The sequence below is a fragment of the Pseudomonas sp. TMB3-21 genome, from assembly GCF_054898145.1.
On the sequence record NZ_CM142718.1, the window covers coordinates 1,426,522 to 1,444,093 of the forward strand.

General features: G+C 58.9%; 17 protein-coding genes and 1 pseudogene. 9 read left to right on the plus strand and 9 right to left on the minus strand.

The annotated features are described in order from the left end of the window. Positions 1-19 precede the first annotated feature (19 nt). From ACYZTS_RS06590 to ACYZTS_RS06610, 5 genes are read right to left on the minus strand one after another with little or no spacing between them, the layout of a single operon-like run. Positions 20-1,468, minus strand: a complete 1,449-nt coding sequence (locus ACYZTS_RS06590) for an efflux transporter outer membrane subunit (RefSeq protein WP_461994869.1) — start codon at positions 1,466-1,468, stop codon at positions 20-22. Then, positions 1,465-2,352: an efflux RND transporter periplasmic adaptor subunit gene (locus ACYZTS_RS06595; RefSeq protein ID WP_461994871.1), complete on the minus strand. Its 888-nt coding sequence runs from the start codon at positions 2,350-2,352 to the stop codon at positions 1,465-1,467. Before ACYZTS_RS06595 ends, ACYZTS_RS06590 begins: the two co-directional genes overlap by 4 nt. After that, positions 2,349-2,558 (minus strand): DUF1656 domain-containing protein, encoded by a 210-nt coding sequence (locus tag ACYZTS_RS06600; RefSeq protein ID WP_008148151.1) that lies wholly within the window; start codon positions 2,556-2,558, stop codon positions 2,349-2,351. The genes ACYZTS_RS06595 and ACYZTS_RS06600 overlap by 4 nt, the downstream gene beginning before the upstream one ends. Then, on the minus strand, positions 2,555-4,627 hold the full coding sequence (locus ACYZTS_RS06605; protein WP_461994873.1) for an FUSC family protein: 2,073 nt from the start codon (positions 4,625-4,627) through the stop codon (positions 2,555-2,557). The genes ACYZTS_RS06600 and ACYZTS_RS06605 overlap by 4 nt, the downstream gene beginning before the upstream one ends. After that, the gene (locus tag ACYZTS_RS06610) at positions 4,624-5,052 is read right to left on the minus strand and encodes a MarR family winged helix-turn-helix transcriptional regulator (protein ID WP_461994875.1); all 429 of its coding nucleotides are present in this window, start codon (positions 5,050-5,052) and stop codon (positions 4,624-4,626) included. Before ACYZTS_RS06610 ends, ACYZTS_RS06605 begins: the two co-directional genes overlap by 4 nt. Before the next feature lie 193 nt (positions 5,053-5,245). On the opposite strand from ACYZTS_RS06610, the gene ACYZTS_RS06615 reads away from it, so the two are divergent. After that, positions 5,246-5,524 (plus strand): antitoxin of toxin-antitoxin stability system, encoded by a 279-nt coding sequence (locus tag ACYZTS_RS06615; RefSeq protein ID WP_461994877.1) that lies wholly within the window; start codon positions 5,246-5,248, stop codon positions 5,522-5,524. After that, positions 5,521-5,802: a type II toxin-antitoxin system RelE/ParE family toxin gene (locus ACYZTS_RS06620; protein WP_461994879.1), complete on the plus strand. Its 282-nt coding sequence runs from the start codon at positions 5,521-5,523 to the stop codon at positions 5,800-5,802. The genes ACYZTS_RS06615 and ACYZTS_RS06620 overlap by 4 nt, the downstream gene beginning before the upstream one ends. 3 nt (positions 5,803-5,805) lie before the next feature. Here the strand turns inward: ACYZTS_RS06620 and ACYZTS_RS06625 are convergent, their stop codons facing one another. After that, positions 5,806-6,051 (minus strand): DUF2789 domain-containing protein, encoded by a 246-nt coding sequence (locus ACYZTS_RS06625; protein ID WP_461994881.1) that lies wholly within the window; start codon positions 6,049-6,051, stop codon positions 5,806-5,808. Positions 6,052-6,230: 179 nt separating this feature from the next. Here ACYZTS_RS06625 and ACYZTS_RS06630 point away from each other — a divergent pair, with 179 nt between their 5' ends. Both ACYZTS_RS06630 and ACYZTS_RS06635 read left to right on the plus strand, forming a co-directional pair. Beyond that, the gene (locus ACYZTS_RS06630) at positions 6,231-6,761 is read left to right on the plus strand and encodes an NfeD family protein (protein WP_461994883.1); all 531 of its coding nucleotides are present in this window, start codon (positions 6,231-6,233) and stop codon (positions 6,759-6,761) included. 2 nt (positions 6,762-6,763) lie between these two features. Next, a complete protein-coding gene (locus ACYZTS_RS06635) occupies positions 6,764-7,522 on the plus strand; it encodes a slipin family protein (protein ID WP_028624108.1) in 759 nt (252 codons plus the stop codon). Between the two features lie 71 nt (positions 7,523-7,593). Here ACYZTS_RS06635 and ACYZTS_RS06640 read toward each other — a convergent pair. Beyond that, positions 7,594-7,749, minus strand: a pseudogene (locus ACYZTS_RS06640) (LysR family transcriptional regulator); the annotation flags it as partial. A gap of 123 nt (positions 7,750-7,872) precedes the next feature. On the opposite strand from ACYZTS_RS06640, the gene ACYZTS_RS06645 reads away from it, so the two are divergent. Next, a complete protein-coding gene (locus ACYZTS_RS06645; RefSeq protein ID WP_028624107.1) occupies positions 7,873-8,211 on the plus strand; it encodes a hypothetical protein in 339 nt (112 codons plus the stop codon). 33 nt (positions 8,212-8,244) lie between these two features. On the opposite strand, the gene lapD is transcribed toward ACYZTS_RS06645, so the two are convergent. Then, positions 8,245-10,191: a cyclic di-GMP receptor LapD gene (gene lapD / locus ACYZTS_RS06650; RefSeq protein WP_461994886.1), complete on the minus strand. Its 1,947-nt coding sequence runs from the start codon at positions 10,189-10,191 to the stop codon at positions 8,245-8,247. Between the two features lie 14 nt (positions 10,192-10,205). Next, on the minus strand, positions 10,206-10,898 hold the full coding sequence (gene lapG, locus ACYZTS_RS06655; RefSeq protein ID WP_028624105.1) for a cysteine protease LapG: 693 nt from the start codon (positions 10,896-10,898) through the stop codon (positions 10,206-10,208). 191 nt (positions 10,899-11,089) lie between these two features. Here lapG and ACYZTS_RS06660 point away from each other — a divergent pair, with 191 nt between their 5' ends. The 4 genes from ACYZTS_RS06660 (at position 11,090) to ACYZTS_RS06675 (ending at position 17,556) form a co-directional block, all read left to right on the plus strand. Further along, on the plus strand, positions 11,090-11,800 hold the full coding sequence (locus ACYZTS_RS06660; RefSeq protein ID WP_461994888.1) for a GntR family transcriptional regulator: 711 nt from the start codon (positions 11,090-11,092) through the stop codon (positions 11,798-11,800). A gap of 623 nt (positions 11,801-12,423) precedes the next feature. After that, on the plus strand, positions 12,424-13,200 hold the full coding sequence (locus ACYZTS_RS06665) for a DUF3050 domain-containing protein (RefSeq protein ID WP_028624103.1): 777 nt from the start codon (positions 12,424-12,426) through the stop codon (positions 13,198-13,200). Further along, positions 13,197-14,126, plus strand: coding sequence for a diiron oxygenase (locus ACYZTS_RS06670; protein WP_461994890.1), 930 nt, complete (start codon positions 13,197-13,199; stop codon positions 14,124-14,126). The genes ACYZTS_RS06665 and ACYZTS_RS06670 overlap by 4 nt, the downstream gene beginning before the upstream one ends. Before the next feature lie 13 nt (positions 14,127-14,139). Continuing rightward, positions 14,140-17,556 carry an amino acid adenylation domain-containing protein gene (locus tag ACYZTS_RS06675; RefSeq protein ID WP_461994892.1) on the plus strand — a complete coding sequence of 1,139 codons (3,417 nt, stop codon included), beginning with the start codon at positions 14,140-14,142 and terminating at the stop codon, positions 17,554-17,556. The last annotated feature ends 16 nt before the right edge of the window (positions 17,557-17,572 follow it).

The window sequence follows — 17,572 nt, forward strand, 5'->3', positions numbered from 1 at the left end:
TCAAAGCATAGCAATGGGCTCAGGGTTTGCCGGGGTTTGAAGCTTGCGTTCGTCCGCTTTCCCAACCGCCGCCCAAGGCCAGAAACAGATCGATCTGACTCATCGCCACTTGGGTGTTGGCCGCCGCCAGCTGCGCCCGTACGTCGGTGTAAGTGCGAGTGGCTTGCAGGTCCGCGAGGAATGAAGCGCGACCGGCGGTAAAGAAGCGATGCGTCTGGTCGGCCGCCAGTTGTGCCGACTGTTCGGCATCGGCCAACGCATCGCGGCGCTGCAGCAGCGCGGAATACTGCGCGAGACCGGTTTGGGTTTCGCGAATCGCGTTGAGCACCACGCCGTCAAAATGCGCCAGCGCGCCCTGGCTCATGGCTTCGGCCTCGCGAATTCGCGCGCGTGAGCCGTTCGACGGTACGGTCCAGGTCAGCAGCGGACCGAAGCCCCAACGGTTGGCTGCCGGCTTGCCAAGGTTTTCCACTAGACCTACCGTGCCAACGCTCGCGCCGATGCTGATGTCCGGGTACAACTCACCGGTGGCAATGCCGATGCCGGCAGTGGCGGCGGCCAGTCGCCGTTCGGCCTGGCGCACGTCAGGACGCCGTTTGAGCAGGGTTGCACCGTCGCCGACCGGCAACAGCTGAGTGATTTCTGGCAGTTCGGCGCATTCGCCGGTGCCGGCAGGCAGTTGGTCGAGCGGCTTGGCCAGCAGCATCGACAAGCGGAACAGCCCGGCCTGACGCGCCGCTTCATAGCGCGGCATGTCGGCACGCAGGGATTTGAATTGGGTTTGCGAGCGCGTCACTTGGGTTTCATCACCTCGCCCGGCGTCGCGCAGGCGTTGGGTCAGTGTGGTGCTCTGGGCTTGCAAGTCGAGGGAATGCCGGGCGATTTCCTCTTCCTCGTTGGCCGCGCAAACTTGGGTATAGGCCCGAACAACCTCCGCTACCAACGTAATGCGTGCGGTGTCGGCCGCCGCTTGCGTCGCATCGGCATTGGCCTTGGCCGCCTCGATGCCGCGCTGCAAGGTGCCGAACAGGTCGAACTGATAGGAGGTGGTAATACCGACGTCGCCGACGTTGGCCACCGGCACTTTGTCCGCCAGCAGAAACGCTTCGCCGGATTCCTGCAAGCGCTGCGCGCCGATCTTCACGCCGCCACTCCAGCCACCGGCCGCCTGCGCCTCGTCGACCTGGGCACGGGCGCGGGAAAGGTTGGCCGCCGCCACCCGCAGATCAGTGTTGGACGCCATGGCCTGCTGCACCAGTTGATCCAGTCGCGGGTCCTGGTAAAGCCGCCACCAGTCGCCGGGCACCGGGGCAGACACAACAGTGTCGCCGTCCACCGCCAGCTTGCCCTGTAAATCTTCGCGATGAATGGCAGCGTCGTCCGGCACTTGGTAATCCGGCCCCACCACCTGACAGGCCGACAGCAGAAGAGCCAATCCGGCAATCGCCAAACCCGAGGCCTTGCTCATTGCGCGGGCTCCCCCGTCTGCTCGTCGATGATCGACACCGTGGCCGTGCGACCGGCAATCATGCGGAAGTCGGCGGGCACCTCGTCGAAGGCGATTCGCACCGGAATCCGCTGCGCCAGGCGTACCCAGCTGAAGGCCGGATTGACGTTGGGCAACAGGTTGCTGCCGCTGCTGCGGTCGCGGTCTTCGATGCCGGCGACGATGCTTTCCACATGTCCGCGCAGCCGCGCCCGGTCGCCGATCACGCGGATATCGACGCTTTGGCCGACATGGATGCCGTCCAGCTTGGTCTCTTCGAAATAGCCGTCGATGTGAAAAGAATTGCTGTCGACCACCGACAGCACCGGCCGCCCGGCCGTAACGAATTCCTGCGAGCGCGGCGCGCGGTCATTGACGTAGCCATCAACCGGACTGCGGATGGTCGAGCGATCGAGGTTGAGCTGCGCGCTGTCCACCGCCACTTGCGCTTCCATCAGCGCAACTTCGGCACGCGCGACGCGCGACTGGCTCTCTTCCAGTTGCTCGCCCGGCACCAGATTGCCGAGGCCACGATTACGTTTGTTTTCCCGTTGCGCCTGGGCCAGGGTTTCCTGACGATCGGCGACGGCGGCCTTGGCCTGACGCAAGGCCAGTTTGAAACGGTCCTGATCGATGGTGAACAGCACCTGCCCGCGTTTTACCGGTTGGTTATCGCGCACTTGCACTTGCTGGATCAGCCCGGACACATCCGGCGCAATCTGCACGATGTCGGCGCGGATGTGCCCGTCGCGGGTCCACGGGGCGAACATGTAATACATCACCATGCGCCAGACGACGACAACGGCGAAGGTCACGATCAGCAAGGTCAGGACCACACGACCGAGGGTCAAAAAAGGTTTTTTCATGTCATCAGGTATCGACTGAGTGAATCCACGGCGCCAAGCAGCAAGGCGTAGAGAGCCACGTTGAACAATGCCCGGTGCCAGACCAGACGGTAAAAGTGCAGACGCGTCAGCAGCCCGTGCACCAGCAGGAACAACACATAGGTAATGCCCATCAGCACCAGCAGCGTGGGCAGGAAAACCCCGCTGATGTCCAGATCACCGATCATAAAGGCGCTCCATCGATGCCATGGGGAAGCGGTTCTTCGAGTTCGCCACTGCCGACGAATTCGACCCCCGGCAACAAGGCCAAGCGCAAACCGCTCAGGGCGTGCAGCAGGTGCAGGCGGGCGCCGTCATCGCACTCGGTGTTGAGCGCGCGACGGGTGCGGTCGAGGGTCATCAGCAGTGGGCTCGGCGCCGGCAAACGTTCGCCGGCCTTGAGGCAGGCTTTGAAATACTCGCCAACTTCGGCGACCACTTGGTGCAACAACTGCCGCGGTGCGCCCACCACGCGCGGCGTGTAGGCGAGCAAATCGAGCAGGTTCAACGCCACGCGTACTTCGCGCAGCGCGATGCCGGTGTCCTGCCCGGTCATCGCCAGCCGAGGCAAATGCTGCATCAATCGATCGAGAATCTGCACGCCCAATTGCCGATGCTCGGCAAGCGACGCCGGTTCGGTAAGGCTGACAATGTCGCGCCAACTGAAACGGGTCAGGCGCTTGGCCGCCAGCTCCGCACCGAACGGCCGCGCCACCAGCGTCCAGATAAATGCGAACAGCAAACCCACCGGGCCCGCCAGGTTGGAATTGGCGAAGCTGAGAAAGTCCGCGTCGTACGCGCCCTGAATGCTGATAAAGGATGAGGTATTGACCAGTGTCAGCAGCATGCCCAGGTAGAACTGCGGCTTGACCGTCAGCGTGCCGATGCAAATGAACGGCACCGCGAACGCCAGCACCAGCATCGGGAAATCATGCAGATTGGGCAGGACCAGAAACAGGTACAGGCTGGCGAACAGCACCGACATCGCCGTCCAGAAAAAGAAGCGGTAGATCTGCGGCGCCGGGTCGTCCATCGAGGCGAAGAAACTGCACGCTACGGCGGCCAGAATCACCGCCGCGCCGCCGTCAGTCCAGCCGAGCAGAATCCACAGCACCGAGGCGACAATGATCGCCGATACCGTGGATGCCGCCGAATACAACATCAAGCCACTGTCCAGAAACGGTGACAGGCGACCGAGCCGCCAGTGGCGATACACCGCCCGCCAGTTGTCCTGGCTTTCGCACTGGATGGCGTGTTGCAGGCTGCGACAGTCTTGCCACAACTCGATCCACTCGCCGAGCCTGTACAACGCGTTGGAGAACAACAGTTGCTTTCGATCATCAAGCGCTCGGGCATCGGGTTGCAGCGCTTCAAGTTGACTTTTAAGCACTTGCCAGCGATCGAGATCGGCGTCTTTGTGATCCAGCCATTCGCGGGTGGCTGCGAGCAACGGCGCAAATTTATCGACCAGCTCAGGCGTGCGTCGCTCGAGGGCGTAAAGGGCATCGTCGAGGGCATCAACCACCGGCAGCAGATGAATCATGCGCCCGCGCAGTTCTTTGGTATTACGCACGGTTTGCGGACGCGCGCCTTCGTGAGGCAATTGGCCGATCATCAGTTCCAGCGTGTTGAAGGTGGCGACCATCGAAGCGCGCAACGCACTGACTTCATCCGGTGACACTGCTCGACTGAGGAAGCGCAGGCTGTATGTCGATGCATCGGCAAACCATTTGTTGACCGAGTCGTTGAACACGGGCGCCAGCCTTCGCGGCCAGAACATCGCGCCAACGACTGCAGCCACGGCGATGCCCAGGAAGATTTCTTCAGTCCGCGCTTCCGCCACATCCCAAACGGCAAGCGGGTTATCCACCACCGGCAGAGCGATCAGCGGCAAGGTGTAGCCGGCAAGCATCAATGCGTAACTGTTGGCGGTGCGCAAATGGAGCGAGAGGAACAGCAGAATCCCGGTCCATAGTGCGATGACCACCACCAGCACATAGGGGCTCTGTACAAACATCGGCACGAAAAACACCGCCGCCGCTGCGCCCATCAAAGTGCCCACCGCGCGATACAAGGCTTTGGAACTGGTCGGGCCGACGAAGGGGCTTGAGACGATGTAAACCGTGGCCATCGCCCAATACGGACGCGGCATTTGCATGAGCATGGCGATGTATAACGCGATCATCGACGCGGCAAATGTGCGCACGCCGTAGAACCAGTCGCGCGCGGGCGGGACGCCGGTGAAAAAACCGTTCACCGGATCACCGTCGATGGCGAGTTAGCAGCCTCGAAGGCTTGCAAGACCCGCAGCGTCGCCTCCAGATCACTCTGGGAAATGCCTTGAAGGACTTCGCTGCGAAGGCGTACCAGTTCAATCTCGACCGCTTGCACCAGCACGCGCCCGGCCTCGGTGAGGCTCAGGCATTTGGCGCGGCGGTCGTGTTCGTCTTCAGTGCGGCGCACATAACCGGCGTGACATAACTGATCGAGCAACCGCACCAGTGACGGACTTTCCATCCCGGCCGCCTGCGCCACCGTCACCTGCCGCACACCCTCGCCCAAGCGCCCGATCATCAACAGCGGGACGGCGCAGGCTTCGGAGATTCCATAGTTGACCAGCGTGGTCTGGCAGATTTTTCGCCAATGACGGGCGGCCACCACCATGGAACTGCTGAGGTTCATCTGGAGGGCGTCGAGGTTTTTCGGCACGGGAGGATGTACACACTGTTAGTTTGCTAACTATCAGTGTGAAGGAACACGGGAAAGTTGGTCAAGTTTTGAAACAATTTCGCTTTCATCGACAAAAAAATAATCTGACATTCGGCGAGTACTTACAAGGTATATACTTCGTCAGCACGTGAGCGGGAGGAAGGAAATGTCGAAACAGGCAATTTTTACAATGAAACTCGAAGCGGAACTGCGTGAACAATTCATGGCTGAAGCCGAGGCCTCTCATCGTCCGGCGTCCCAGATTGTCAGAGAAATGATGCGACAATTTGTGCAGAGCCAACGTGAGTCGCGTGAATACGAAGCTTTCTTGCAACATAAGGTCGACGCCGCGCGCGTTGAAAAGCTTGCAGGCAGCGGCTTGACCAACGATGAAGTGGAGGCTCAGTTTGCCGCCAGGCGTGCAGGAGTAACCCACAGAAGATGAGGATTGTATGGACGACCGCTGCCGCACAGGATCGTGCAGATATTTGGGACTACCTCATTAACGTCAATCCGAAAGCCGCTGTAGACATGGATGACCGCTTCAAAGAAGCGATATCCCGGCTTCCACTGTTTCCGGAAGCGGGGCCTGCAGGGATCATCACTGGCACTCGCGAGTTGATCCCGCATCAGAGTTATCGCGTCATTTATGAACTTGACCAAGGTGCAGTCTGGATCCTCGCACTCGTCCATACATCCCGAATGTGGCCACCTGAATCCTGATTTTTATACCCCCCGCCCCTTCCTCAGCAACACGTTCAACTGATCCACCACCACCGCCCAATCGGCGTCATCGAGAATTTCTTCCCGCAACAGTTCTGACTGACTCTCGCTCCAGAAAAACGCATCAGCCAGATGCAGTTCAGGTTTGAGCGGTGAATGGGTGGCGATGAATTTGTCGATGCTTTCGGCGTCGTCGGCCAAGCCGAGTTGTTTGAATAGCGAAGGCAGGCTGTGAGTTGGGGATTCCATATTGGGCTCCTTTAAAGGATTCAGAGAGTAGGTGACTGCTGCGCAGTCAATCGCGGGCAAAACACGCTCCCACAGTAAACCGTGGCTGGCCTGACAGACACCCTGCATAAAAAATTGTACGCCCCCCCACTCGACTAGACTGTATTGAAGAACCACTTCAGACGCTCCCGGAGGGTCGAGTGAACATTTGCCGTTACGCCCTTGCACCCTTGCTGATCGCGAGCGGGTCAGCCTTCGCGGCAGAGACCTTGCTGTGGGGCGCCAACCCGGTCGGATTGTGGCTGATCGTCCTCGGACTCGGCTTTCTGATTGCTGAAGCAGCGCTGCCCAATTATGGCGTGATCGGCCTCGGCGGCATCGTGATGTTCGTGATCGGCGCGGTGATTCTGACCGACGCACAGCTGCCGGTGCCGATGATGATCGGCCTGGGCTTGATCAGCGCTGCGCTGTTGGCTTTCCTGCTGATTCGCGCATTAAAAACCCGACCGCGCGAAAGCGTCAGTGGCGACGCAGGGCTTGTCGGCAGCGTCACTGCCGTACAGTCGCTACAGGCCGGCAACGCCTGCAATGGCTGGGTCCATTTGCAGGGAGAAGAATGGCAAGTGCTGAGCCCGACGCCGTTGCAGACCGGGCAAAAAGTCCGGGTCATTGCGCGCAAGGGATTACTGCTGGAAGTGGCCGCAGCTGATGCGGCGCCGGGTGGAGAATAGTCATGGGTTTGCAACTGGGATTTGCCGCACTGCTGCTGTTACTGATCGTCCTCGCGGCAGCGACTTTTCGCATCCTGCGCGAGTACGAGCGAGGCGTGGTGTTCCAGCTGGGACGCTTCTGGCAGGTCAAAGGCCCCGGGCTGATTCTGCTGATTCCGGTGGTGCAACAAATGGTCCGTGTAGACCTGCGCACCATCGTTCTCGACGTGCCGACGCAAGACGTGATCACTCGCGATAACGTCTCGGTCAAGGTCAACGCAGTGCTGTACTTCCGCGTTCTCGATCCGCAGAAGGCGATTATTCAGGTTGAAGATTTTCTCATGGCCACCAGCCAATTGGCTCAGACCACTTTGCGTGCAGTGCTGGGCAAACATGAACTGGATGAATTGCTGGCGGAGCGCGAACGGCTGAATGTCGATATTCAGCAAGTGCTCGATGCCCAGACCGACGCCTGGGGCATCAAGGTGGCCAATGTCGAAATCAAACACGTCGACCTCAACGAATCGATGGTCCGCGCCATCGCCAGACAAGCTGAAGCCGAGCGCGAACGGCGGGCCAAAGTGATCCACGCTGAAGGCGAGTTGCAGGCCTCGGAAAAACTCATGCAGGCCGCCGAGATGCTCGGACGCCAGCCGGGCGCCATGCAGTTGCGCTACATGCAGACGCTGAGCTCGATTGCCGGCGATAAAACCACCACCATCGTCTTCCCGCTGCCCATCGAGTTGCTCAAAGGCATGGCGGATTTGTCCGCTAGAGAATGATCAAACGGCACCGTGGCGAGGGAGCTTTGAGCATCACGCGCGTTTTTTAGCTGCGCCCTGGCCTTCAGGATTTCGCCGCAACAGCTTTTTAGGGTTTCACGTATCCATCGGTGCGCCGGGGCCTTGTCGAACCGCGGGTGCCAGGCCTGCGTCAGCATCAACGTTGGCAGCGGAATCGGCAGGGTGAACGAGCTCAGCTGCACGCTCAGCAGCGCCTCTTTGGGCACGGTACGCAGGAAGGTGACATGATGGGTATAAGACGAGAATTAAATACTGTTAGCGGATGAGCATATGGCGGGGCTCGCCTATCCTGCTGACAGGATGACTGCTCCATGACTGAGGGATGCCCAATGTTCTACGTGCAACGCAATGCGCAAGGCCAATTGATGCGCGTGGAAGCTCAGGCTTATGCCAATTTCAGCGAGACGCTGCCGGCTGATCACCCCGACGTTCAGGCCTGGTTCGCCAGCGAGGTGGTTGCGAGCAATCTGAGGCAACTCAAGCAGAGCGACCTGGACATGATCCGGGTGCTCGATGACTTGATTCAGGTGTTGACCGATAAAGGCGTGATCCGCGTCACCGACCTGCCGGCGGCGGCGCAGGCCAAGCTGATGGACCGCTCCCAGGCGCGGGAGGCGCTGGGAGGTTTGAGTCATCTGGTGGATGATGATGACGCGGGGCTGATCTAGCCTCCGAAAGTAATTAACGGTAGAGCCGACCCTTTACTCCCAAGGCTTCGGCTCACCCACCAACTGGCCCTGCACCCCATAAATTCCCATCTCGCGAATCACTGACAATTCCCCTTCGGTCTCGACCCGCTCGGCGATCAACGGCAGATCGATGCTGTGCGCGGCTCGCTGGATCGCCTCGATGAACAGACGTTTGTCGCCTTCTTGATCAATCGCCCTGATATAGCTGCCATCAACCTTCAAATACGCCAGCCCGAGCCGCGCAAGGTTACCGATCATGCTGAAGCGGCCACCAAAATGTTGCAGGCTCAATGAGAAGCCCAGTTCACGCAGCCGCCGCGTCAGCGCCTCCAGGCCTGCTTGAGCCGGCAGTTGTTCCTCGCCGATTTCCAGCGTCAGGCGCGAACCCAGATTGGAATGCGCGCGCAGAATGTCGAAGATTTTGCTCAGCGCCTGCGGGTCGGTCAGGGTTGCAGAAGAGAGGTTCAGCGCCAGTGACGCCTCGTGCCGGGTCATTTGAGCCAGCACCAGTTCCAGCATCAGGCGATCGAGCCGCGCGGTCCAGCCGAAACGCTCGAGCCACGGCAGGAATCGTCCGGCGGGAATCACCTGGCCCTGTTCGTCGATCAGACGCGAGAGCACTTTGTAATGCAGCACCAGGGTGGTGTCCTGGCTGGCCACCACCGGTTGAAAATACAACTCGAGACGACGCTGACTCAACGCCTGATCAAGCAGAGTGTGCCAGGCGTGATGATCTTCGCCGACGCTGGCGGAGACGCTGTGGTCGAGGCAGACCCAGGTGCAATCACTTTGCGCCTCGGCTTGGGCCAGAGCCTGATCAGCCAACCCGATCACCGCTTGCGGCGTATCGCCATGGGCAAACGGTGCGAGCCCGATAGACGCCACCGAAATAACATCGGTGGCGCCGGTCGCGTGCAGACTCGCGAGCGCGTTCTCCAGGGTTTGCGCCAGTTGCAGCGCTTCGGTGCGCATCAACCCAGGCGCCAGCACAGCAAACTCGCCACCGCGCACACGTGTCACCAGGTTCAGCGTTTCCGGATATTTGGCGCACACGCGCGTGAGTTGTTGGCCGACGGCTTTAAGCAACCCATCCGTATGCTGGCCACCCAGACGCTGATTCAGTCCAGCCAGATCGCTAACCCTCAGCAGCAACAGATACCCCGAACTGGCCTGTTCCGGATTGCTCACGCGGGCGTTCAATTGCATTTCGAAATAGCGCCGGTTCGCCAGCCCGGTCAGCGCATCCTGATAAGACTCGTCACGGAGTTTCTCGCTGCGCTCGGCCTGCTCCTGAAACAACGCCTTCAGTTTCTCGACCATCTGATTCATGGCCTGCACCACCCGTCGCAATTCGGGTGTGCGCGGCAAGTCCGGCAGGCTGAGGAATTCGCGGCGGGCAATGGCGTGGGACTGCTCGACCATGTAGTCCAGTGGCTTCAGTTGTCGACGCAACAGCAGCGCGCCCAACCCCGCGCTGACCGCGCCACACAGCAGCAGCCACCCAAGGCTGCCGAGTGCGCTTTGCCACAGCTTGGCGAGCGCAAACATTGGATGGCTGACCACCTCGACGCGCGCCGCCTGCTCCCAGCCTCGACTGATGATTGCGTCGCCGCCGGCCGGTTCCAGACCAATCAATTTGACGAACCAGTCCGGTACGTTATTCACCGCCGGGATACCGCTGCGCTCCACCAGCGTGGTGTTGTTCGCCACATCCACGACTCGAATGCTCGCGTAATAACCGCTGTCAAAAATCGAGCTGACCAGCAATTCGACCATCGCAGGATCATCGATATTCGGCGTCAACGACAGCGCCAGCGCGGTGGCCGCGTCCTGAGCGTGGGAACGCAATTGATTGACGTATTGAGCGCGCGAGCTCTCGAGGCTGACCATGAAGCTGCCAGTGAAGGCGATCACCAGGAACAGACAGATAGCAATCAACAGCTGTTTGAACAAAGACATCTGAGCGTGTGCTCCTAGTTAGTCGTCTCGACCGGGAAACCTTCTGCCTGCATTTTCTTCAATACATCCTGCCAGCGCGACAAACGTTTTGTGTCGCCGACTTTCTTGTTGCCCTTCGCACCCGGCAACCATAACCCTTCGGCATTGAAAGAGTAGACGGGCAAAAGATCGGTTCGTTGGCTGGCCGGCTTGATCGAATCAATCAGGCTGTCGAGCACCAGCGGCATGGCCTCAGGGCTGGCGTAGTAAGTCAGTACCATGTGCGCGCGATTCAGGCTCACGGCTTTGACATAAGTAATGCGCAATTTGGCACTGGGTACGCCGAGGCGACGCAAACTGAAATATTTGGCAATGGCATAGTCTTCGCAATCACCGGCACCCTTCCACAACGCTTCGATCGGGGTTTCCCAGTAATCGACCGCATGCCACAAATCGGTGTCTTCTTCATAACGCATCTGCTTGTTGAAGAACTTGTTGACCACGTTGAGCTGCTCCAGCTCGCCGATTTGCTTTTGCGTCGCCAGCAACTGCTGCCAGGCATCGATCCGTCGCTGACCGTCGCCCAAAGGCCCGTAAAGGGCCTGAGCCTTGCGGCTGATCACGGAAAAATCCCAATCGGCATGCAGACCGCCCGGCAAGAAGCCGGCGATCAGCAACGCGCAGCACAGCCAGCGCAATATCCGGGGGATCGCGAAACGTACCGACAATGCGAGGCATCCAGGTAGGCAGATGGAATCGATTGATGTTGAAGGTTAGCCGTTCAAAAGACAATGGCACGATGAGATCACTGTCGACGGACTACGCTTAAGGATGAACTTTGGTGTGTTTGACAACCCGGCAGGCACTCACTAGTGTCCCTCTCGGATCCAGAATTCCCAGTCAGTCAGGGTGCGTTTTCGTGACACAAAAGCCTAATCCGCTCCACAGCATAAAGGTTAACGGCCCGATACCCGCGCACCTGGCCCGCTCGGTGATTGAGGAAACCCTGCGAGCAGCGATTCTCGATGGTCGTATCCCGTGTGGCACGGCCCTTCGCCAACAAGACCTGGCTGACCTGTTCGGCGTCAGTCGCATGCCCGTACGTGAAGCCCTGCGGCAGCTCGAAGCGCAATCGCTGCTCAATGTCATTGCTCACAAAGGCGCAGTGGTGGCGCCACTGGTTCAGGGCGATGCCGTTGAGACCTACTCGCTGCGCATTCTGCTCGAGTCAGAAGCCTTGCGTCTGTCGGTCCCTCTACTCACCCACGAGGACATCGCGCTGGCTGCGCGTTACATCGAAGAGCTGGACATCCAGCACGATTACACTGAGATCGGCCGGCTCAATCGCCTCTTCCACATGGCGCTGTACGCAAAAGCGCCCAACCGCCGGCTTCTGCACCTCGTGGAAGACGGTTTGAACGAAGAGGAACGCTTCCTGCGGTTCAATCTGGAAGCGATGGGCCTGGGCAAGCTCTCTCAGGAAGATCACCGCGCCTTGCTGCGAGCCGTGGAAAACCGCGATGTCGCACGCTCGGTGGGGCTGCTTGAATCGCACCTCAACAGGGGCGTCGAGGTGATCACCCGCTATCTCGCCAGCCCAGAAGCTCAAAGCAGAAAAACCTCGAAATAAACGTAGTTGCCCTTCTGCGAGCAGGTCGATCTGCTCGCGCATTGCATGATGCAGCCTCACGCCAGGTTGCTGTTTGCGTCCCTGCTCACCCTGACAGCATGAAGCGGCGGTGATAGCGGCTGCCTTGATTTACGCTCACTCTTGGACTGCCAATATGCAATCAACGGGTGACGTCTCGCGCGCCCGCATCAAGAACCTACGGAAGGAGTCTTGTCACGGGCAAGGAAGATCCGGCGTCCAGTCGACTTCCTCCCCAAATCACCAAATGAAATGCACTTTGAAAGTTGCTTCGAGTGAGGCATTCACTCTTCATTTTAATTCTGACCTGTTAGCGTCGGAAGGAGCAACTACGCCCAAATAAAACATTAAATAAAAGTTTTATTGAAACTTATCGCGCCCAGTTTATTAGAGCATTTAAATAATATAAAAATATCTTGCTCGGGCCTTTCTACATGTATTAGTTTTCTTCAGCCGCCACTGGACCTGGCGGAACGCCGCACAACGCATAGCTTTTGCTGACGAATGCCATCAATTCGTTTGAGGCACTCGTTCGCCAATGGAAAACCTTCAGAACTGACAAGACACTTCAACCACTGCTCTTCAGAACACCTAAAGGTCATACAATGAATTTAACAAAACAACTTTTAGATCAGAAGAAAACAGCACTCGGCGCGCATCCAATATTCTCCGAAATTGATTCGCTTCCGGTATTACAACGCTTTATGGAATCGCATGTATTTGCAGTATGGGATTTCATGTCATTGACCAAACGCCTGCAGCAGGAACTGACCTGCGTTCAGCTGCCGTGGTTGCCACCGCGAGATCCACAGGCGACACGATTGATCAACGAGATCGTACTGGGCGAAGAATCCGATGATCGTCCGGCAGAAGGTCATTACAGTCATTTCGAGTTGTATCTGGATGCGATGCGCGAAGTCGGCGCAAGCACCGCAGCCATCGAACGTTTTATCAGCCTGCAACAGCAGGGTGTGGGTTACGAAGTGGCGTTGCAGAGCGTCGATGTCGACCCGGCGACTGCGCGCTTTGTACGGCACACCTTGCAAATCGCGCTGCATGCGCCTGGCCATTGCGTGGCGGCTGCATTTCTGCATGGTCGAGAGAGCGTCATCCCGCAGATGTTCCAGCGGATTCTCGACGACTGGGGCATCGGCCTCGAGCAGGCGCCAACCTTCCGTTATTACTTGCAGCGGCATATCGAAGTCGACTCCGAAGACCACGGCCCGGCGGCGGAAAGACTGCTCGCGCGCTTGGTCGGTGGTGACCCGCAACGCGAAAAAGACGTTTACGCAAGTGCCCTTGCAGCCGTGGAGAGCCGTCTCGCGCTATGGGACGGTTTGCGCCTGAGCATGAGCGCGCCGGCTGCGCAGGTGGTCGCATGAACGCTGCCGATTACCAATCCTTTGCCGAGACATGGGAAAGCCGCGCAACTATCCGCACTCGCCCGCGCCGCATCCTGGAGAACGACGAGAAACTGATTTATCCGCTGAGCCGTCAACCGCTGGTGCTGAGCGATACCTTCCTGCGCGGATGTCCCGAGCAACGTGATTTCGCTTTGGTACAGACGCTCTACAAATTTATCAACGACGTGGTGATTTTCGAAACCGAGATCGTCGACAAGACCGCTCGCAACATCGCCAAGAACCGTTTCCCGGTCGCCTTCCCGTTTGCCTGTCGCTACGACGCGATGACCGTGGTGGTGGACGAGGATTACCACGCGCTGGTGGCCATGGACTTCATGCAACAAACCATCGCCATGACCGGCATCGCACCGATTGAACTGCCGGATGAAATCGAGCTGAGCCGGGCGATCCCGGCCGCCGTCGCTCTCGCCCCCGAACACTTGCGCGGTGTCATCGAGTTGATTTGCGTGGCCATCGCCGAGAACACCGTGACCGGCGATGTGGCGGCATTCGCCAAGGACGACACGGTCAAGCAGTCGATCAAGGGGTTGATGGCCGATCACCTGCTCGACGAGGGCCGGCACTCGGGATTCTGGTCGCGTCTGGTGCGCATCTACTGGCACACCGCGAACGAAGATGACCGTCAGTGCATCGCACAGATTCTGCCGGTGTTCATCGGGCAGTACCTGACCCACGACATCCAGAAATCGTTCGATTTGCGCCTGATTGCATCCCTGCAGATCAGTGATACCGCGCGCAGTGCACTCAACAGCGAAGTGTCGGCAATGGCCTTCCCGATCAGCCGACATCATCCCTTGGTCGCCAACATTGTGCGTTTCTTCCGCAGCAGTTCGTTGCTGGATTCGCCGTGCATCCAGTCGGCCTTGAGCGATTACCTGGTTTAGCGAGGAGCACAGCATGAAACGTCTCGACATTTTGCTCAGCGGTCGCAGCCAGGCGTTGAACGACCTGGCGCTTGAGCTCGAACATCAAGGGCATGCGGTGAGGCTGTCGACCACCCTCGACGTGCAGCCGTCAGGCCATGTCGACCTGTGGATCGACGATGCTAGCCTGCCCCCGCAGGACTTCGGCAGTACAGCGCGGCTGACAGTGTGCCTGGGGGTGAACGCGCCCGGAACATCCGGATTGCCGTCGCTGGACCTGCTGTGTCTGTACGGTTCGGCAGCAATCTGCCGTGTGCCGATTGCAGACGAACTGTCAGGTAACGGTCAGGCGCTGCGTCAGTGCGCGGTCGTCGAACTGATAGATCAGGCGGCATTGCTAGTCAGTCGTTTCTCGCGGGACACGGAGTATTTGCTACAGGCCAAGCCTTTAGCGCCGTTCGATTACGAAAGGGTGGAAGGTCTGCTATTTCTCCAATCCCTGGCGTTCGTCCATCGCTTCAATGCGACAACAGACTCCGGGCTGCTGCAACTCGCTCAAATACCAATGATTGAGCGGCTCGAACAGCGCTTCATCAAGTCCGCCGACAGACCCGCGCTGCACATCGCCAACACCTGCCTGACCTATCGCCAATTGCACGCTCACAGCCGCGCGATTCAGCAGCAGTTGCAGGCGGTTTCAAGGCAGCACGAAGGGCCATTGGTGATAGGCATTTGTTTGCCAAAATGCAGCGCCTTGTACGCGGGAATTTTGGCGATTCTTGGCAGCGGCGCGATCTACCTGCCGCTGGAACCTGACCATCCCTTGGAACGTCAGCGTTTCATTCTGTCGGATGCCAAGGCGGCGCTGTTGCTGCACGACGGCAAACACCCGCTCGCGACCGAGATACCCGGTCTGGACATCACGGCAATCGACGCTGAAAGCCTGGCAGCCGATCAACCACTGATGCGCCAGCGCCCTGCCCTGGAAGCACCGTGCATGGCGCTCTATACCTCGGGCACCACGGGCGTTCCAAAAGGCGTGTTGCTCAGTCAGGCGAACCTTGCGCACTTCACCGCGTGGTACGCCGCCTATGTGCAACTGGACGAGCGCAGCCGTGTGTTGCAGTTCTCGTCGCTGGGTTTCGATTCGTCGCTGATTGATATCTTTCCGACACTGGTGCAAGGCGCCGAATTGATCGTGCCCAACGACGATCAAAAGCGTGACCCGCTGCAACTGGTGAAATTGATCCGCCAGCGGACATTGAGCCACGCCTTTCTGCCGCCTGCGTTGTTGAGCATTCTGCCGCTTGATCAATTGCAGGCGCTGGATCACGTCATGACGGGCGGTGATGTCTGCGAGCCTTTTGTGATCGAGCAACTGACGCGTGAGGGTAAGCTCTATAACCTTTACGGCCCCACCGAAGCCACAGTGTTGATCACCGCACGACAACTGCGCCACGGTGACAATAACCGCACGCTCGGAGCACCGATCGCCAATAGCCAGATACTCATTCTCGATCAAGATTTGCAGCCGGTCGTCGAGCAAACCGTGGGCGAGGTATTTATCGTCGGGCCGGGCGTATGCCTGGGTTATCTGAACAACTCGCAGCTGACGGCTGAACGGTATCTGAATCTGAACCTACCGGATGGCCAATGTTTACGAGCCTATCGCACCGGCGATATGGCGAAGTGGACGGCAGCCGGGATCGAGCTGTGCGGACGCTTGGACAACCAGGTAAAGATCCGTGGTTTTCGGGTCGAGCCGGAGGAAATAGAACGCTGCCTGCGTGATGGCCAGCGCTATCGGCAAGTGGCGGTTGTGATCGACCACAAACGGCGAATCCTCGCATTCATGGCACAACCCCAAGGCGATCACCCAGGTGCGGCGCTCGAAGCACTGAAGACGCATGCGAGGCAATTTCTTCCCGACTACATGCAGCCCACAGCGTGGACGGAACTGGCAAGCATGCCTTTTGCCAGTAACGGCAAGGTGGATCGCAAGGTGCTGCTGGAGTTGCCCGTCCGCATCGTCGAGAACCCGCAACGGCGCCTGCCGGCCAATGCCGATGAAGCGCTGTTGGTCGACATCTGGGGCGAGTTGCTGGAATTGCCAGCCAGCGAGATTTCTACCGACGAAAGCTTTTTCAATCTGGGCGGACATTCGATTTTGCTGTCGCGAATGCTGTTGCGCCTGCGGGAAGAGTTCGGTCGCAGCATCTCCATTAACCGCTTCATCGAACAGCCGACCATCGCCAAGCTGGCGACACTCGTCCGCGGTTCGGGCACGGAGGAAGTGCTGAGCCAACAGGCTCTGGCGGATGCCTGCCGTGAACTCGCTGTGCAGGCTCTACCGTTAAGTCGTATGGGCGATGTGCACAAGGTGATCGTCACCGGCGCCAATAGCTTCGTCGGCGTGCACATCGTCGAAGCGCTGCTGGAGTGGGGGGCGAGCGAGGTCGCCTGTCTCGTACGCGAAAGCGAGAGCCAATCGGCGGCTGAACGATTTACGCAGGCGTTGCAGGAAAATCGTCTGGGGCATCTGGATATGAGCCGGGTGCGAGTCTATGCGGCGGACATTACGCGGCCCTTGCTGGCTCTTTCGGCAGACGATTACGCGCGTCTTGACCAGGATTATGGTGCGTTGGTGCACAACGCCGCGAACGTCAATCATGTGCTCGATTACGATTCGCTGGCAAACGACAACGTCGAGCCAATATTTGAATGCCTGCGACTGTGCGAAGGACGCAGCAAAAAGATCTTCAACTTCGTCTCTACGTTGTCAGCCTCAAGCACGATCGGCAGCGATGGCCGGGTGCTAGAATTACCCGCCGCGCCCACTCCCCCGATCTACATCAAGAACGGTTACAACCTCTCGAAGTGGGTCGCCGAACGCATTCTTGAACGCGCGCGTGAGCGGGGTGTTCGGGTCAATCTTTACCGCCCCGGTAACATCAGTTTCAACAGTGTGAGTGGCGTCTGCCAACCGCACAAAAACCGTCTGATGCTGATGCTCAAGGGTTCTATCCAATTGGGACAGGTGCCGGACTTGGCACTCAACTTCGACCTGATGCCGGTGGACTTTCTCGCCCGTTTCATCGCCTTCCATACAAGCCGCTATCAGCCTGAACAAGCGGTGTTCAACCTGCACAACCCCGAACCTTTGAGCTGGGACACTTATGTGGCTTCTTTCCGTGAAAGCGGTCGGGAGTTTTCCATGGTCAGCGTGGCCGACTGGCAACAGCAGTTGGGCCGGGTCGACAGTAGCAATGCGTTGTTCGGCGTGCTCGGTTTTTACCTCAACGGCTTTGAAGAAGACATCGGCGACATCTCATTGATTGGCCATGCCAACGCCCACGCTGGCGTGCGGCAGATGGGCGCGTGTTACCCGCATAAATCCGCGGCGCTGCTACGGCGTGGCTGCGACTACCTCAAAGAAATCAACTTCATCTGAGTCACTGAAGCGGAGC

Coding starts and splice junctions, on each gene's coding strand:
- ACYZTS_RS06590 (WP_461994869.1), bottom strand. CDS start 1,468: ATGAGCAAGGCCTCGGGTTTGGCGATTGCCGGATTGGCTCTTCTGCTG.
- ACYZTS_RS06595 (WP_461994871.1), bottom strand. CDS start 2,352: ATGAAAAAACCTTTTTTGACCCTCGGTCGTGTGGTCCTGACCTTGCTG.
- ACYZTS_RS06600 (WP_008148151.1), bottom strand. CDS start 2,558: ATGATCGGTGATCTGGACATCAGCGGGGTTTTCCTGCCCACGCTGCTG.
- ACYZTS_RS06610 (WP_461994875.1), bottom strand. CDS start 5,052: ATGAACCTCAGCAGTTCCATGGTGGTGGCCGCCCGTCATTGGCGAAAA.
- ACYZTS_RS06615 (WP_461994877.1), top strand. CDS start 5,246: ATGTCGAAACAGGCAATTTTTACAATGAAACTCGAAGCGGAACTGCGT.
- ACYZTS_RS06620 (WP_461994879.1), top strand. CDS start 5,521: ATGAGGATTGTATGGACGACCGCTGCCGCACAGGATCGTGCAGATATT.
- ACYZTS_RS06625 (WP_461994881.1), bottom strand. CDS start 6,051: ATGGAATCCCCAACTCACAGCCTGCCTTCGCTATTCAAACAACTCGGC.
- ACYZTS_RS06635 (WP_028624108.1), top strand. CDS start 6,764: ATGGGTTTGCAACTGGGATTTGCCGCACTGCTGCTGTTACTGATCGTC.
- ACYZTS_RS06645 (WP_028624107.1), top strand. CDS start 7,873: ATGTTCTACGTGCAACGCAATGCGCAAGGCCAATTGATGCGCGTGGAA.
- lapD (WP_461994886.1), bottom strand. CDS start 10,191: ATGTCTTTGTTCAAACAGCTGTTGATTGCTATCTGTCTGTTCCTGGTG.
- ACYZTS_RS06665 (WP_028624103.1), top strand. CDS start 12,424: ATGAATTTAACAAAACAACTTTTAGATCAGAAGAAAACAGCACTCGGC.
- ACYZTS_RS06670 (WP_461994890.1), top strand. CDS start 13,197: ATGAACGCTGCCGATTACCAATCCTTTGCCGAGACATGGGAAAGCCGC.
- ACYZTS_RS06675 (WP_461994892.1), top strand. CDS start 14,140: ATGAAACGTCTCGACATTTTGCTCAGCGGTCGCAGCCAGGCGTTGAAC.